Here is a 14,976-nt window from a genome sequence, read left to right as displayed (position 1 = left end):
ATCCGGGCGCTCCTGACCTCGCAAGTTCCGCGCCGCAGACCCGGGCCACCCTAACCCTCCAGCTTTGGCCCACCCGACCTGGCGCGCAGTTTAGCTGAAGCTTCACCCCTCGAAAGTTGGCGTAGACCCTGGGTTTTCCGAGAGTTCGGCGGCCATCGCCTCGATCACCAACGCACGCAAAACGGCTTCGATTTCGCCGCGCAAACGCGGCACCATCGCATCGAGTTGCTGCTGCACGGCGGCGGCCACGGTGTCGCTCAAACGCTCCTCGAGCGAGAAGTCCACGCGCTGCAGAACACGGTGCAGCAACTGCTCCTCGAGCCGCACGATGTCGGCCTCGGAACGCTGCACCGCGGGCGGCAGTGCGACGGCCTGGGACGGATCGGGCATGGCCGGCGCGACGGCATCCGGTCCCGCGTTGTCCGCCAACGGCGAATGCGCCGCGACCGGCTCGGCGGGCAGGTCGAGCACGGTCGTGAGCGTGGGGACGAAACGCGGCGGCGTGCGGGTCGGGGTGGCCATCAGGATGCGCTCCTCGCGAAGTCGTGCGGCTGGATCGTGTAGCCGCGGTCGGCGTAGTGGCGCCAGCGCGCGCGGCCGATCTGTCGGTCATCGGGCTCGTTGCTCACGATGTCGATCAGGCGCTCGTAGCGCTCGAAGCCCGCGGGCACCTGCGCACCGAGATTGACCAGCAGTTCGCGGTGCGGCAGCGCGGCCGATTCCGCGCCCTCGTCGGCCAGGATCACCGGCGAGCGCGACAGCACGTGGGCCGGCGCATCGCCGCGGCAATGGGCGACGAACTCGGTCGGAGCCAGTTGCCAGAGCCCGGCGTCGATTGCGTCGAGCCATTGCGCCTCGCCGACCACCACCACCCGCATGCCGCGCGTGGCGACGGCCTTGCGCACGAGCCGGCAGGCGTAGCTGAGCTTGTCCGGCGCGTTGTAGTGAAAGCCGATGTCCGTCACTGCACCGAACGCGCCTTGCGGGCCGCCGCCTTGCTCTCGGACTTGCCCTCCGTCTTGCGCTCGGCCTTGGCTTTCGCCTTGCCCTCGCCGGCGCCGGTCGCGCCGTCCTGCGCGCGGCGCGTCAGGTACGAGACCAGCAGGCCGACCGGTCGGCCGGTCGAGCCCTTGGCCGCGCCGCTCTTCCAGGCGGTGCCGGCGATGTCGAGGTGCGCCCAGGCGAAGTCGGCCGTGAAGCGCTGCAGGAACTTGGCCGCCGTGATGGCGCCGCCCGCGCGGCCCGCCACGTTGGCCACGTCGGCGAAGTTGGTCTTCAGGCCCTCGGCGTACTCGTCGTCGAGCGGCAGGCGCCAGCAGCGGTCCTGCGAGCTTTCGCCGGCCGCCTCGAGCGCAGCGGCCAGCGCGTCGTCGCTCGAGAACAGGCCGCTGCGCACGCCGCCCAGAGCCACCACGCAGGCGCCCGTGAGCGTCGCGATATCGATCACGGCGGCGGGGTCGAAGCGCTTGGCGTAGGTCAGCGCGTCGCAGAGGATCAGCCGGCCTTCGGCATCGGTGTTGAGGATCTCGATGGTCTGGCCGCTCATGCTGGTAACCACGTCGCCCGGCTTGATGGCGCGGCCGTCGTTCATGTTCTCGCACGAGGGGATCAGGCCGACCACGTTGATTGCGGGCTTGATGCCGGCCAGCGCGCGGAAGGTGCCGAGCACGCTCGCGGCGCCGCACATGTCGAACTTCATCTCGTCCATTTCGGCCGCCGGCTTGAGCGAGACGCCGCCGGTGTCGAAGGTGATGCCCTTGCCGACCAGCACCACGGGCGCCTGGTCCTTGGACCCGCCCTGGTAGCGCAGCACGATGAAGCGCAGCGGCTCGGCCGAGCCCTGGGCCACGGCCGCGAAGGCGCCCATGCCGAGCTTGTCGACCTCCTTGGGGCCGAGCACCTCGCACTTGATGCCGGGCAGCTTGCCCAGGCCCTTGGCGGCCTCGGCCAGCATCGTCGGCGTGGCATGGTTGGCGGGGCGGTTGCCCCACTCCTTGGCGAACTCGATGCCCTCGACGGTGGCGCGCGCCTGCTCGAAGGCCGCACCGACCGTGGCCGCATTGGCCACGCCCACGGTCACCTGGCGGATGCTGCGCGGCTCGGCCTTGGACTTGGTGGCGGTGTACACATAGCTGGCGTCGGCGGCCGCGATCACGGCGCTCGCCACGGCCGCGGGCTCGGCGTCCTGGGCGAAGGCCAGCACCACGCGCTTGGGCGACTGGGCCTTGGCGGCGTTGACCGCGGCGATCACGCCGCTGCGCACCGAGGCCGGCTTGCCGTCGCCGATGGCCGCCAGCACCACGCGGGCGGCGGCCACGTCCTCGGGCCGGTACAGGGACAGCAGCTTGCCGGCCTTGTCGGGCAGGTCGCCGGCCTTGCGGGCGGCGGCGATCTGGACGGAGAGGGGGTCCTTGGACGCGAGCGGCGCACTGCCCACGAGCACGATCAGGACGTCGGATTTTTCGGCCGCTGCGCGGGCGACTGTGAGGGTCTTGAGTTGAAAGTCCATAATCCTTTTTTTCCTCGAACGATGTTATTCCATTCTTCCCTACGCAAGGAGCTGTCCCGCAGCTTCGGAGCGACCCTCGTGGTCCTGGTCACCATCGTGATGACCATGATGCTCATCCGCACGCTCGGACTGGCCTCCAAGGGCAGCGTGAACCCGTCCGAAGTGTTCCTCGTCATGGCCTACACGGTGCTCGGCTACATGCCGACCATCCTGAGCCTGAGCCTGTTCATCGCCATCGTCGGCACCCTGTCGCGCATGTACCGCGACAGCGAGATGGTGATCTGGTTCTCCAGCGGCCGCGGGCTGTCCGACTTCGTCGAGCCGCTGTTCCGCTTCGCCTGGCCGGTGCTGCTGCTGATCGCCGCCATGGCGCTGATCGGCTGGCCCTGGGCCAACTCGCAGACCATGGGCATGCGCCAGCAGTACGAGCAGCGCGGCGACCTCGAGCGCGTGTCGCCCGGCGAATTCCGTGAATCGGCCGGCCGGCTGCGGGTGTTCTTCATCGACAAGGACTCCGCCGACAGCGCCACCGCCACCAACGTCTTCATCTGGTCGGTCGAACGCAACCTGCAGATCACGACCTCGGCGCGCAGCGGCCGCATCGAGACGCTCGGCAACTCGCGCTACCTGATGCTCAGCAATGGCCAGCGCCTGGAGCGCCCGCTGCTGCCCAACGGCGCCCTGAAGATCAGCGAGTTCGAGACCTACGGCACGCGCGCCGGCGGTAGCGCGGCCGGCACCAGCGACGCCACGCCGCCACGCGCGCGCACCACGCTGTCGCTGCTCGGCGACTTCAACGCAACCGCGGCGCGCGGCGAACTCGCCTGGCGCGTGGGCATGCTGCTGGCGGCCATCAACTTCGTGCTGCTGGCCCTGGCCGTCTCCAGCGTCAATCCGCGCGTGGGCCGCAGCGGCAACCTGCTGTTCGCGCTGTTCGCCTTCGTCATCTACTACAACCTGCTGAACCTGGGCCAGAGCTGGATCAGCTCGGGCCGCTACGGCATGGGCGGCTTCATGCTGCTACTGCACGGCGGGGTGGCGCTGTTCGCCATCTCGTGGCTCACGCTGCGCAACAACAACTGGGCGCGCCGCAAGAGCCGCGGCGGCCGGGCCTCCGGCCCCACGCCGCCGCCCTCCACCGCCCGGCTGGAGCCCACGCCATGAGAACCATCCGTCGCCTGATCTACATCGAGGCGCTGAAGGCCGTGGCCTTCGTGACCCTCGGCTTCCTGAGCCTGTTCTTCTTCTTCGACTTCGTCGACGAGCTGCAGGCCGTGGGCCGCCCCGAGAGCCTGGCCTACGGGCCGGCGCAGGCGCTGCTCTACGTGACCTTGCTGCTGCCGAGCCATCTCTACGAGCTGCTGCCGATCACCGTGCTGATCGGCTGCATCTTCGTGATGGCGCGGCTCGCACAGAGCTCCGAATACACCATCCTGCGCACCAGCGGCCTCGGCCCCTGGCGCGCGCTGCGCACGCTGCTGGTGCTGGGCCTGGGCTTCGTGGTGCTGACCTTCGCGGTGGGCGACTACCTCGCGCCGGCCGCCGAGCGCGCCGCCCAGCTCGTGAAGTCGCGCTACCAGGGCACCTTCACCTTCGTGGGCAACACCGGCGCCTGGCTCAAGGAGCGGCAGGACAAGGCGTCCTACGCCGTCAACGTGCTGTCGATCTCGCGCAACGGCGGGCTCAAGACCGCGCGCATCTTCGAGTTCGACGACAAGGGCTACCTGCGCAAGCAGATGACGGCCGCCACGGCGCGCATCGAGCGCGGCTACTGGGTGCTGTCGGAGATCGAGCAGCAGGACTACGACACCCGCGCCGCCGAAGGCAAGGCGCATGTCGCCACCACCCGGATGGCCGAGCTCAACTGGCCGACCTCGCTGACGGCCGAGATGGTCTCGGTGGCGCTGCTGCGGCCCGACCGCATGAGCACCATCGACCTGTTCGACTACATCCGCCACCTCGACGCCAACGGCCAGACCGCGCAGCGCTACGAGATCGAGTTCTGGCGCAAGGTGTTCTATCCGCTGTCCTGCCTGGTGATGGTGGTGCTCGCCCTGCCCTTCGCCTACCTGCACTTCCGCCAGGCCGGCATCACCACCTACGTGTTCGGCGGCGTGATGATCGGCATCAGCTTCTTCCTGCTGAACAACGTGTTCGGCTACCTCGGCAACCTGAGCAACTGGTCGCCCTGGATCACGGCGGCGGCGCCCGGGCTCATCTATTCGGTGATGTCGCTGGCGGCCTTCAGCTGGCTGGTGCTCAGACGCTGATGGCCACGCCGACGGTGCAGGGCATCGTGCTGCTGGCGCACGGCTCGCGCGACCCGCGCTGGCGCGAGCCGATCGAGGCCGTGGCTGCGCGAACGCGCGCGCTGTCCCCCGAGGCCCGGGTGCGCTGCGCCTACCTCGAGCTGGCCGAGCCCGACCTGCGCACCGCGGCGGCCGCGCTGGTCGACGAAGGCGCCAGCGCGATCCGCGTGGTGCCGCTGTTCCTCGGCATGGGCAAGCACGCACGCGAGGACATCCCGCGCCAGCTCGACGCGCTGCGCGCTGAATGGCCCGCGCTGGCCTTCACGCTCGCGCCCACCGTGGGGGAATCGCCGCAAGTGATCGACCTGCTGGCCCGAATTGCGGTGGAAATCTGAACATTAGGCAATTTCCATAGATTCCGAAGGCATAATAAATTCCGCAATAAGACGGAATTTGATATGAATCTGCACCAGTTCAAGTTTGTTCAGGAAGCCGTGCGGCGCAACCTGAACCTGACCGAGGCCGCCAAGGCGCTGCACACCTCCCAGCCCGGGGTGTCGAAGGCGATCATCGAGCTCGAGGAAGAACTCGGCGTGGAAATCTTCGCGCGCCACGGCAAGCGCCTCAAGCGCGTGACCGAGCCGGGCCAGCACGTGATCGCGAGCATCGAACTGATCATGCGCGAGGTCGGCAACCTCAAGCGCATCGGCGAGCAGTTCAGCGCACAGGACAGCGGCACGCTGTCGATCGCCACCACCCACACGCAGGCGCGCTACGTGCTGCCCGTGCCGGTGGCCAAGCTGCGCGAGGCCTATCCCAAGGTCAACGTGAGCCTGCACCAGGGCTCGCCCGACCAGGTGGCGCGCATGGTGATCGACGAGGTGGCCGAGATCGGCATCGCGACCGAATCGCTCGCCGACTACACCGAACTCGTGACCCTGCCCTGCTACGAATGGCAGCACGTGCTGGTGCTGCCCAAGGAACATCCGCTGGCGACCAAGGAGCGCATCTCGCTCGAGGACCTGGCGTCCGAGCCGATCATCACCTACCACCCCTCGTTCACCGGCCGCACGCGCATCGACCATGCGTTCGCGCAGAAGAAGCTCGCGCCGCGCATCGCGCTCGAAGCCATCGACTCCGACGTGATCAAGACCTACGTGCGCCTCGGGCTCGGCGTGGGCATCGTGGCCGAGATGGCGGTGCGCGACGAATCGAACGCCGACCTCGTGGTGCGCCCGATGGGCCAGGTGTTCGGCCAGAACATCGCGCGCGTGGCCTTCAAGCGCAGCGCCTACCTGCGCAACTTCGTGTTCAAGTTCGCCGAGCTGCTGTCCGACCGGCTCGACCGCAACCTGATCGCCAAGGCCCTCAGCGGCCACCAGCAGGACTACGAACTCTGAGCGCCCGCCGAGGTTCACGCGCTCGTCCCGACTTTCCTCCCACGCATCCCACCATGAGCACCGCCCTTTCCCCCCGCACGCCCGAGATCGCGACCAAGCTGCCCGCCGTCGGCACCACCATCTTCACCGTGATGTCCGCGCTCGCGGCCGAGAAGAACGCGGTCAACCTGGGCCAGGGCTTCCCCGATTTCCACTGCGATCCGCAGCTGCTCGAGGACGTGACGGCCGCCATGGCCGCGGGCCACAACCAGTACCCGCCGATGCCCGGCATCCCCGCGCTGCGCGATGCGATCGCGGCCAAGATCGAGGCGCTCTACGGCCACCGCTACAGCGCCGCGGCCGAGATCACGGTGACCGCGGGCGCCACGCAAGCGATCATCACGGCCATCCTCGCGGTGGTGCGCGCGGGCGACGAGGTGATCGTGCTCGAGCCCTGCTACGACAGCTACGTGCCCAACATCGAGCTCGCGGGCGGCAGCGTGGTGCGCGTGCCGCTGGTGCCGGGCACCTTCCGCCCCGATTTCGACCGCATCGCCGCCGCGCTGAGCCCGCGCACGCGCGCGATCATCGTCAACACGCCGCACAACCCTAGCGCCACCGTGTGGACCGAGGCCGAGATGCGCCGGCTCGAGGAGCTGCTCGCGCCCACCGAGGTGTTCGTGATCGCCGACGAGGTCTACGAGCACATGGTCTACGACGGCGCGCGCCACGAGAGCGTGGCCCGCTTCCCGGGCCTGGCGGCGCGCAGCTTCATCGTCAGCAGCTTCGGCAAGACCTACCACGTCACCGGCTGGAAGGTTGGCTTCGTGGCCGCGCCCGCGCCGCTGATGGCCGAGTTCCGCAAGGTGCACCAGTTCAACGTGTTCACCGTCAACACGCCGATGCAGCATGCGCTGGCGCGCTACATGGGAAACCCGGCGCCCTACCTCGAGCTGCCGGCCTTCTACCAGCGCAAGCGCGACCTGTTCGCCGCCGGCCTCGCCAAGACCCGCTTCAAGCTGCTGCGCAGCGAAGGCAGCTACTTCCAGTGCGTCGACATCTCGGCGGTCAGCGATCTCTCCGAAGCCGACTTCTGCCTCTGGCTCACGCGCGAGATCGGCGTGGCGGCGATCCCGCTGTCGGCCTTCTACGGCGACGGCTTCGATCAGCGCGTGGTGCGCTTCTGCTTCGCCAAGAAGGACGAGACGCTGGTCGCCGCGCTCGACCGGCTCGCCAAGCTCTGAGCCCATCGACCGGCGCCGGGCCACGAGACCGCACGCGATGAAGGCGCCACGGCTCATCCTCGGCGCGCTGGCGCTGTCCTTTTTCGCCGCCGGCGTGGCCGACGCCTTCGTGCCGATGCTGCCGGGCCGGCAGTACTCGGCCGTCGACATGCTGCACATGCCGCTGATCACCGCGCTGTGCTACGCCTGGTGCCGCGCCGACCTGCTCGCGCGCGGCCAGGTGCCGCGCGGGCGCATCGCGCTGTTCGCGGGCGTGTTCCCGCTGCTGGGCGTGCCCGTGTTCTTCCTGCGCACGCGCCCCTGGCGGCAGGCGCTGCTCGGCCTGCTGCGCACCGTGGGCTTTCTCGCCTTCTGCCTGCTGCTCGCGAGCCTCGGCGGCCTGCTCGGCGACTTCGCCGCGGGCGCATCGCACCGCGGCGGCTGAAGGAGGCACGCGCCATGGCGAATCCCCAGCTTCGCACCCTGCAGAAGGTCTTCGGCGGCGTCGGCGCGGCCCTGTTCGTGATGGCGCTGCTGGTTGCGGCCCACACCGTCTACTTCATCCGCTCGGCGGTGCACGCGCAGGGCGAGGTGATCGACCTGCTGCACGTGGAGTCGGACGACGACGGCGATGGCACCTGGAAGCCGCGCGTGCGCTTCCGCACGGCCGCGGGCGAGACGATCGATTTCGAGTCCTCGACCAGCAGCAACCCGCCCTCCTACGAAGTCGGCGAGGCGGTGCGGGTGCTGCATGCGCCCGGCAATCCGCGCAACGCGCGCATCGACAGCTTCTTCTCGCTCTGGGGCATGCCGATCGTTTTCGGTGCCATCGGCACGGCCTTCCTGGTGGTCGTGCTGGTGCTCGCCATCGCCGCGGCGGCTACACCGGCGCAGCCTACCCGGCGCGGGCGCCGACGCCCACGGTAGGACAGTCCTGACCGGCGAAGGCGCGGCTCTCTTGCGCTGCGCGCACCCCAGGGTCACGAGCATCGAGGCTCGATAACAACGTCCCTGGAGAAAACATGTCGCTCTCGTTCATTCTGCTGATCGTCCTGATCCTTCTGCTGATCGGCGCGCTGCCGAGTTGGGGACACAGCCGTACCTGGGGCTATGGTCCCAGCGGCGGTCTTGGCCTCGTGCTCGTGATCGTGATCATCCTGGTGCTGATGGGCAGGATATGACGCGCGGGCGAGGCGGCGCGCTGCCTCGCCCTTCGTGACGAGGCGATGGCCTCTTCGGACGAAGCCCGCGACAGCGGGCTTTTTCTTTGGAACGTCGAACGGTCCGTCAGGCCTGCAACTGCGCCCAGGCCTTGTCGAGCCGCTTCACGCTCACCGGCTGCGGCGTGCGCAGCTCCTGCGCGAAGAAGCTCACGCGCAGCTCCTCGAGCAGCCAGCGGAACTCGAGCATGCGATCGTCGACCACGCCCTTGCGCTCGGCCACCAGCCGCCAGTAGCGCTGCTCCTGCGGCCGCAACTCGGCCAGCTTGGCGGTGTCGCGCGCCGGGTCGCCGCGCAGCTTGTCGAGCCGCAGCACGATGGCCTTGAGGTAGCGCGCGAAATGCTGCAGCTGCGTCCACGGCGCATCGGCGATGAAGCGCTTGCCGACCAGCTTCTGCAGCTGCTGCGCGGCGTCCTGCACCGACTCGGGCTGGATCTTCGTGTCCTTGATCTTGCGCGCCGCCGCGGCGTATTCGGCGAGGATCGTCGCGGCCAGCCGCGCCACCTCGTTGGCGATCAGGGTCAGCCGGCCGCGCCCCTCGTCGAGCCGCCGCTTGAAGGCGAACTCGTCGGCCGGCAGCGGCTCCTGCAGGAAGGCGCGGTCGATCGCGACCTCGACGATCTGCGCGCGCAGCTCGTCCGCGGTGCCCAGCGGCATGTAGGCCACGGCCATCTTCTGCAGGTCGGGGATGTTCTTCTCGAGGTACTTGAGCGCGTCCTTCAACTGCAGCGCGAACAGCCGGCGCAGGCCCGCGCGGTGCTTCGCGGCCGCGACCGCGGGTTCGTCGAAGACCTCGATCGTGACGGCGTCGCCCTCGTCGCGCAGCGCCGGGAAGCCCACCAGCGACTGGGCACCGCGGCGCACCTCCATCAGCTCGGGCAGTTCGCCGAAGCTCCAGGCGGTGTAGCGCTGGCCGGCCGGCAGCGCCGGCGTGGCGGGTGCGGCCGGCGCGGCCTCCTGCGCGCGGCGCGCGTCGGCGGGCGCCGCGGTCCTGGCGGGTTCGGCCGAGGCCTTCACGTTGAGCCCGGCCAGCGCCTGGAATGCGCCGCGCGCCTTCGCGCCGAGCTCGGCCTTGAGCGCGCCGAGGTTGCGCCCCATGCCGAGCTGGCGACCGTGCTCGTCGACCACGCGCAGGTTCATGAACAGGTGCGGCGCGAGCATGTCGAGCTTGAAGTCGGCGCGCTTCACGTCGATGCTGGTCATGTCGCGCACGCGCTTGAGCAGCACGTCGGTCAGCGAGCCGGTGCCGAACAGCTCGGGCTCCGACAGCGCCTCGGCCAGCTTCGCCGCCGACTCGGGCAGCGGCACCAGCCGCGAGCGCGGCCGCTGCGGCAGGCTCTTGAGCAGCGCCTGGATCTTGTCCTTGAGCATGCCCGTCACCAGCCATTCGCAGCGTTCCTCGCTGACCTGGTTGAGCACGAACAGCGGCACGCTGACGGTGAGGCCGTCCTTGGCATCGCCGGGTTCGTGCAGATAGGTCGCGGCGCAATCCACGCCGCCGAGCCGCAAGGTGGGCGGGAACGACTGGGTGGTGATGCCGGCCGCCTGGTGGCGCATCAGCTCGTCGCGCGAGAGGAACAACAGGCGCGGCTGCTCCTTCGAGGCCTGCCGGTACCAGTTCTCGAAGGTCGTGCCGCTGGCCACGTCGGCCGGCAGCTGCGCGTCGTAGAAGGCGAAGATCAGCTCGTCGTCGACCAGCACGTCCTGCCGGCGCGACTTGTGCTCGAGGCCCTCGACCTCGCGCACCAGCTTGCGGTTGGCCGCGAGGAACGGAAAGCGGCTGTCCCACTGCCCGCCGACCAGCGCCTCGCGGATGAAGATCTCGCGCGCGGCGACCGGATCGACGCGCGTGAAGTCGACGCGCCGGCCGCTGTAGACCACCAGGCCGTAGAGCGTGGCACGCTCGAGCGCGGCCACCTGCGCGCTCTTCTTCTCCCAGTGCGGATCGAGCAGCTGCTTTTTCAGCAGATGCCCGCCCACTTCCTCGAGCCACTGCGGCTCGATGTTGGCGATGCCGCGGCCGAACAGCCGCGTGGTCTCGACCAGTTCGGCCGCCACGATCCAGCGACCCGGCTTCTTCTTCAGGTGCGCACCGGGATGCTTGTAGAACTTGATGCCGCGCGCGCCGAGGTAGGCCTCGTCGTCCTCGAGCTTCCAGCCGATGTTGCCGAGCAGGCCGGCCAGCATCGACAGGTGCAGCGGCTCGTAGCCCGCGGGCTCGGCGTTGATGCGCCACTTGTGCTCGGTGACCACCGTGAGCAGCTGCGAATGGATGTCGCGCCATTCGCGCACGCGGCGCACGTTGACGAAGTTCTGGCGCAGCAGCTGCTCGTACTGGCGGTTGCTGAGCTTGTGGCTGTCGCCATGGCCGCCGCGCGCGTCGGCGATCCACTTCCACAGCCGCAGGTAGCCGCTGAACTCGCTCTTCTCGTCGTCGAACTTCGAATGCGCCTGGTCGGCCTGCTGCTGCGCTTCCATCGGGCGGTCGCGCACGTCCTGCACGCTGAGCGCCGAGGCGATCACCAGCACCTCCTCGAGCGCGCCGCGCGAACGGGCCTCGAGGATCATGCGGCCCACGCGCGGGTCGAGCGGCAGCTTGGCGAGCTCGGCGCCGGTGGCGGTCAGCTCGTTGGCATCGTCGACCGCGCCGAGCTCGTTGAGAAGCTGGTAGCCGTCGGCGATGGCGCGCGGCGACGGCGCCTCGAGGAAGGGAAAGCGCGACACGTCGCCCAGCCGCAGCGACTTCATGCGCAGGATCACGCCCGCCAGCGACGAACGCAGGATCTCGGGATCGGTGAAGCGCGGCCGGCCCTCGAAATCCTTCTCGTCGTAGAGGCGGATGCAGATGCCGTTGGCCACGCGCCCGCAGCGGCCCGCGCGCTGGTTGGCGGCGGCCTGGCTGATCGGCTCGACCAGCAGCTGCTCGACCTTGCTGCGGAAGCTGTAGCGCTTCACGCGCGCCGTGCCCGCGTCGATCACGTAGCGGATGCCCGGCACGGTGAGCGAGGTCTCGGCCACGTTGGTGGCCAGCACGATGCGCCGGCCGGTGTGGCCGTCGAAGATGCGGTCCTGCTCGGCCTGCGAGAGCCGCGCGAACAGCGGCAGCACCTCGGCATTGCGGTACAGCGGCTGGTGCGTGAGGTGCCGGCGCAGATGGTCGGCGGCCTCGCGGATCTCGCGCTCGCCGGGCAGGAAGACCAGGATGTCGCCCGCATGGTGCGGATCGCGCCAGAGCTCGTCGACGCCGTCGGCGATGGCGTCGTTGAGGTCGTGGTCGCGCGATTCCTCGAACGGCCGGTAGCGCTGCTCCACGGGGAAGGTGCGGCCCGACACGAACACCGTCGGCGCCGGTCCCTTGGCCGAGGCGAAATGCTGCGCGAAGCGGTCGGCGTCGATGGTCGCCGAGGTCACGATCACCTTGAGGTCGGGCCGGCGCGGCAGGATCTCGCGCAGGTAGCCGAGCAGGAAGTCGATGTTCAGCGAGCGCTCGTGGGCCTCGTCGATGATGATGGTGTCGTAGGCCTTCAGCAGCGGATCGTTCTGCGTCTCGGCCAGCAGGATGCCGTCGGTCATCAGCTTGACCGAGGCATCGCGCGACAGGCGGTCCTGGAAGCGCACCTTGAAGCCGACCACGTCGCCCAGCGGCGTCTTGAGTTCTTCCGCGATGCGCTTGGCCACCGAGCTCGCGGCGATGCGGCGCGGCTGCGTGTGGCCGATGAGGCGGCCCTTGCCGGGCTCGGCATTGAGCTTGCCGCGGCCCAGCGCCAGCGCGATCTTCGGCAACTGCGTGGTCTTGCCCGAGCCGGTTTCGCCGCAGACGATCACCACCTGGTGCGCCTGGATGGCGGCCATGATCTCGTCGCGCCGGGCCGAGACCGGCAGCGATTCGGGGAAGTCGATGCGAAGGGAGGAAGTCGTCGTGGTCGTCAAGGGAGGGGGTCGCAAGCGCAGGCGCCCGTTCTCTTCGGGCAAACCGTCGATTATCGGCGCGCGCGATGGATGTTGCAGCACATCCACACCGTGGCGTAAATATTCTTTACGCCACGAGCCCGCGCCGCTACGATCGCGGCCATGACCACCATCCTTGTCCCCCCCTCGCTGCGTTTGCACGCAGGCCACGTGAGTGCACGTGGCGGGGTCAAGTCGACCCGCCCGGCCTGACGAAGCCCGCGCGCGCCGCGTTCTCCTTCACGGAACGCCGCCCGCGCGCTTCGGCAGCAGTCCGAAGCGCGCCGCCCTGATCCCGACCAGCGCATCGCATGCAGCCTCTCCCCGTTCGCGGGGAAGCGGCCGCGTTCCCGTCTCCCGAAACATCATCCGAAGAAGAAAAACACCGCCATGTCCAACGACATCCATTCCGACCTGCATGCGACGCTCGCCGAGCGCTCGCGCCACCTGCAGGCCGTGGCCCATTCGCTGAAGACCGAGCTCTTCGGCATCGACGACATCATCGATCGCGTGATCGATTCCCTGCGCGCCTGGTACGTGCTGCCGCAGCTCATCGGCCGCCCGGTCGTGATCTGCCTCTGGGGCCTCACGGGCACCGGCAAGACGCAGCTGGTGCGCCGCCTGGCCCAGCACCTGGGCTTCTACGACCGCTTCATCGAAGTGCAGATGGACGGCTTCAGCCACGGCTCGGGCCACCGCAGCGCCGGCTCGATCTCGGCCATGCTGGCCGAGTCGGGCATCGCCGAGGGCGAGCGCGGCATCCTCGTGCTCGACGAGTTCCAGCGCTTTCGCACCGTCGACAAGCACGGCAAGGAAGCCAAGGTCGAGCGCTACCAGGACGTCTGGGCGCTGCTGTCCGACGGCCGCCTGCCGCCTTCGCTGTCGGTGCTCGGCGAGATCGAGTCCTCGCTGGCCTGGGCCGAGTACGACCAGGACCGCAAGAGCGCGGACGAGGACGACGACGAGGAAGACCAGAAGGACGGCAAGCCGCGCCGCAAGCGCCGGCTTCAGCTGTCGCCGTGGGAGGCGCAGGAGTTCAAGCGCTGCCTCAAGCTGCGCGAATCGCTGCTCGACATCATGACCTGGAAGCCGGCCGAGATTCAGGAGCGGCTGCGCGCCTTCCGCGCCTCGCAGGAAAGCTGGGAGACCGACTACTCGAAGCTGCTGGTGTTCGTCTCGGGCAACCTCGACGAGATGTACGCCGAGACCGCCAAGCGGGTCGAGGACTGCGACACCGATGCCGACATCTTCCACGCGCTGACGAAGAAGCTCTCGCTGATCGACGTCAAGAAGGCGCTGGCCGAACGCTTCAAGCCCGAGCAGATCGCGCGGCTGGGCAACAACCACGTGATCTATCCCTCGTTCGACCGCGCGACCTACGTGCGCCTGATCCTCTCGATCTGCGACCGCTACGTGGGCGAGATCCAGGAGAGCTCGGGCGTGCGCTTCGTGCTCGACGCCAGCGTCTACGAGCAGATCTACGCCAACGCGGTGTTCCCCGCCCAAGGCACGCGGCCGCTGTTCTCGTCGATCCACGCGATCCTCAGCGCGACCCTGGTCAACGCGGCGCTCTGGGCGCTCGAACAGGGCGCCAACGGCGCCGAGCCGGTCTGGCTGATGCTGGACGCGGGCGACGGATCGCAGGGTGCGCAGGGCCAGGCGAAGATGGTGGCGCGCTTTCGCCTCGCGCGGCGCGAGTTCCCGGTGGTGCTCGAGCTCAACCGGCTCAAGCAGCGCGCCAACGCCGACTTCCGCGCGCTGCTGGCGGTACACGAGGCCGGCCACGGGCTGGTCTATGCGCTGCTGTTCGGCCGCGCGCCGCAGGAGATCCGCATCAACGTGGCCTCGTTCGAGGGCGGCTACAACAGCTACGTGAAGCGCAAGGCCTGGTCGAAGCAGAACACGCTCGACAGCATCTGCGTGAGCCTGGCCGGGCGCGCGGCCGAGCGGCTGGTGTTCGGCGATGCCGGCGCCACCACCGGCGCCGAGCAGGACCTGGCGCAGGCCACCGAGACCGCGGCGCGCCACGTGCGCCACCACGCCTTCGGCAGCCGCTGGAGCCGCACCGACGTGACGACCGACGCCAACGACAACCTCAACACCGACGTGGCGGCCACCAACCGGGAGATCGAGCAGATCCTGGCGCGCGAGCACATCCGCGCGCTCGAACTCATCGAGTCGCATGCGACGGCCTTCCTGGCCGTGGTCGATGCGCTGATGGCCCAGGGCTCGATCGCGCCGGCCGAACTCGCCGCGCTGCTCGGCCTGCCGCTCGCCACGGCGGGCCCGCCGGCCGGGCCGGAGGCCGAACCGCTGGACGCCTACGCCACCCAGCTCGCGTCGTTCAAGGCTCGCGGCACGCCGCCGGCCGGGGGTGCCGCGCGGCTGCTGCGCGCCCTGGCCTGATGCGCTGCACCAAAACGCGCCCAAGAATGCACAATCACGCC

13 protein-coding genes are annotated in these 14,976 nt (G+C 69.2%); 9 read left to right on the top strand and 4 right to left on the bottom strand.

Annotated elements, in window-relative coordinates:
• Positions 1 to 102: 102 nt before the first annotated feature.
• The 3 genes from BM109_RS07280 to BM109_RS07270 are packed head-to-tail and all read right to left on the bottom strand — an operon-like array spanning position 103 to position 2,509.
• A complete protein-coding gene (locus BM109_RS07280; RefSeq protein ID WP_093341735.1) occupies positions 103 to 522 on the bottom strand; it encodes a hypothetical protein in 420 nt (139 codons plus the stop codon).
• Positions 522 to 965: a DNA polymerase III subunit chi gene (locus BM109_RS07275; RefSeq protein WP_093341733.1), complete on the bottom strand. Its 444-nt coding sequence runs from the start codon at positions 963 to 965 to the stop codon at positions 522 to 524. Before BM109_RS07275 ends, BM109_RS07280 begins: the two co-directional genes overlap by 1 nt.
• Positions 962 to 2,509 (bottom strand): leucyl aminopeptidase, encoded by a 1,548-nt coding sequence (locus BM109_RS07270; protein ID WP_093341731.1) that lies wholly within the window; start codon positions 2,507 to 2,509, stop codon positions 962 to 964. Before BM109_RS07270 ends, BM109_RS07275 begins: the two co-directional genes overlap by 4 nt.
• A 21-nt stretch (positions 2,510 to 2,530) precedes the next feature.
• Between BM109_RS07270 and lptF the strand changes: the two genes are divergently transcribed.
• The 8 genes from lptF to BM109_RS07230 all read left to right on the top strand — a co-directional run bounded on the left by lptF (position 2,531) and on the right by BM109_RS07230 (position 8,541).
• Positions 2,531 to 3,673, top strand: a complete 1,143-nt coding sequence (gene lptF / locus BM109_RS07265) for an LPS export ABC transporter permease LptF (RefSeq protein WP_093341729.1) — start codon at positions 2,531 to 2,533, stop codon at positions 3,671 to 3,673.
• Positions 3,670 to 4,779: an LPS export ABC transporter permease LptG gene (gene lptG / locus BM109_RS07260; RefSeq protein WP_093341727.1), complete on the top strand. Its 1,110-nt coding sequence runs from the start codon at positions 3,670 to 3,672 to the stop codon at positions 4,777 to 4,779. The genes lptF and lptG overlap by 4 nt, the downstream gene beginning before the upstream one ends.
• Complete coding sequence (locus tag BM109_RS07255) at positions 4,779 to 5,153, top strand: sirohydrochlorin chelatase (protein ID WP_093341725.1); 375 nt, start codon at positions 4,779 to 4,781, stop codon at positions 5,151 to 5,153. The genes lptG and BM109_RS07255 overlap by 1 nt, the downstream gene beginning before the upstream one ends.
• Positions 5,154 to 5,216: 63 nt before the next feature.
• A complete protein-coding gene (locus tag BM109_RS07250; protein WP_093341723.1) occupies positions 5,217 to 6,158 on the top strand; it encodes a CysB family HTH-type transcriptional regulator in 942 nt (313 codons plus the stop codon).
• A 53-nt stretch (positions 6,159 to 6,211) separates the two neighbouring features.
• Positions 6,212 to 7,381: a pyridoxal phosphate-dependent aminotransferase gene (locus tag BM109_RS07245; RefSeq protein ID WP_093341720.1), complete on the top strand. Its 1,170-nt coding sequence runs from the start codon at positions 6,212 to 6,214 to the stop codon at positions 7,379 to 7,381.
• Positions 7,382 to 7,418: 37 nt separating this feature from the next.
• Positions 7,419 to 7,805, top strand: coding sequence for a rard protein (locus tag BM109_RS07240; RefSeq protein ID WP_093341718.1), 387 nt, complete (start codon positions 7,419 to 7,421; stop codon positions 7,803 to 7,805).
• A 14-nt stretch (positions 7,806 to 7,819) separates the two neighbouring features.
• Complete coding sequence (locus BM109_RS07235; protein ID WP_093341717.1) at positions 7,820 to 8,287, top strand: DUF3592 domain-containing protein; 468 nt, start codon at positions 7,820 to 7,822, stop codon at positions 8,285 to 8,287.
• Between the two features lie 95 nt (positions 8,288 to 8,382).
• Positions 8,383 to 8,541 (top strand): DUF3309 family protein, encoded by a 159-nt coding sequence (locus BM109_RS07230; protein WP_082321553.1) that lies wholly within the window; start codon positions 8,383 to 8,385, stop codon positions 8,539 to 8,541.
• Positions 8,542 to 8,647: 106 nt separating this feature from the next.
• Here BM109_RS07230 and hrpA read toward each other — a convergent pair whose 3' ends face one another.
• Complete coding sequence (gene hrpA, locus BM109_RS07225; RefSeq protein ID WP_256222468.1) at positions 8,648 to 12,433, bottom strand: ATP-dependent RNA helicase HrpA; 3,786 nt, start codon at positions 12,431 to 12,433, stop codon at positions 8,648 to 8,650.
• A 486-nt stretch (positions 12,434 to 12,919) separates the two neighbouring features.
• Between hrpA and BM109_RS07220 the strand changes: the two genes are divergently transcribed.
• Complete coding sequence (locus BM109_RS07220) at positions 12,920 to 14,935, top strand: AAA family ATPase (RefSeq protein ID WP_093341713.1); 2,016 nt, start codon at positions 12,920 to 12,922, stop codon at positions 14,933 to 14,935.
• Positions 14,936 to 14,976 lie beyond the last annotated feature (41 nt).

This window comes from Variovorax sp. PDC80 (assembly GCF_900115375.1).
Taxonomy (GTDB): Bacteria; Pseudomonadota; Gammaproteobacteria; order Burkholderiales; family Burkholderiaceae_C; genus Variovorax.
Note: the sequence above shows the minus strand (reverse complement) of the source record. Positions and strands in the feature narration are given on the sequence as shown.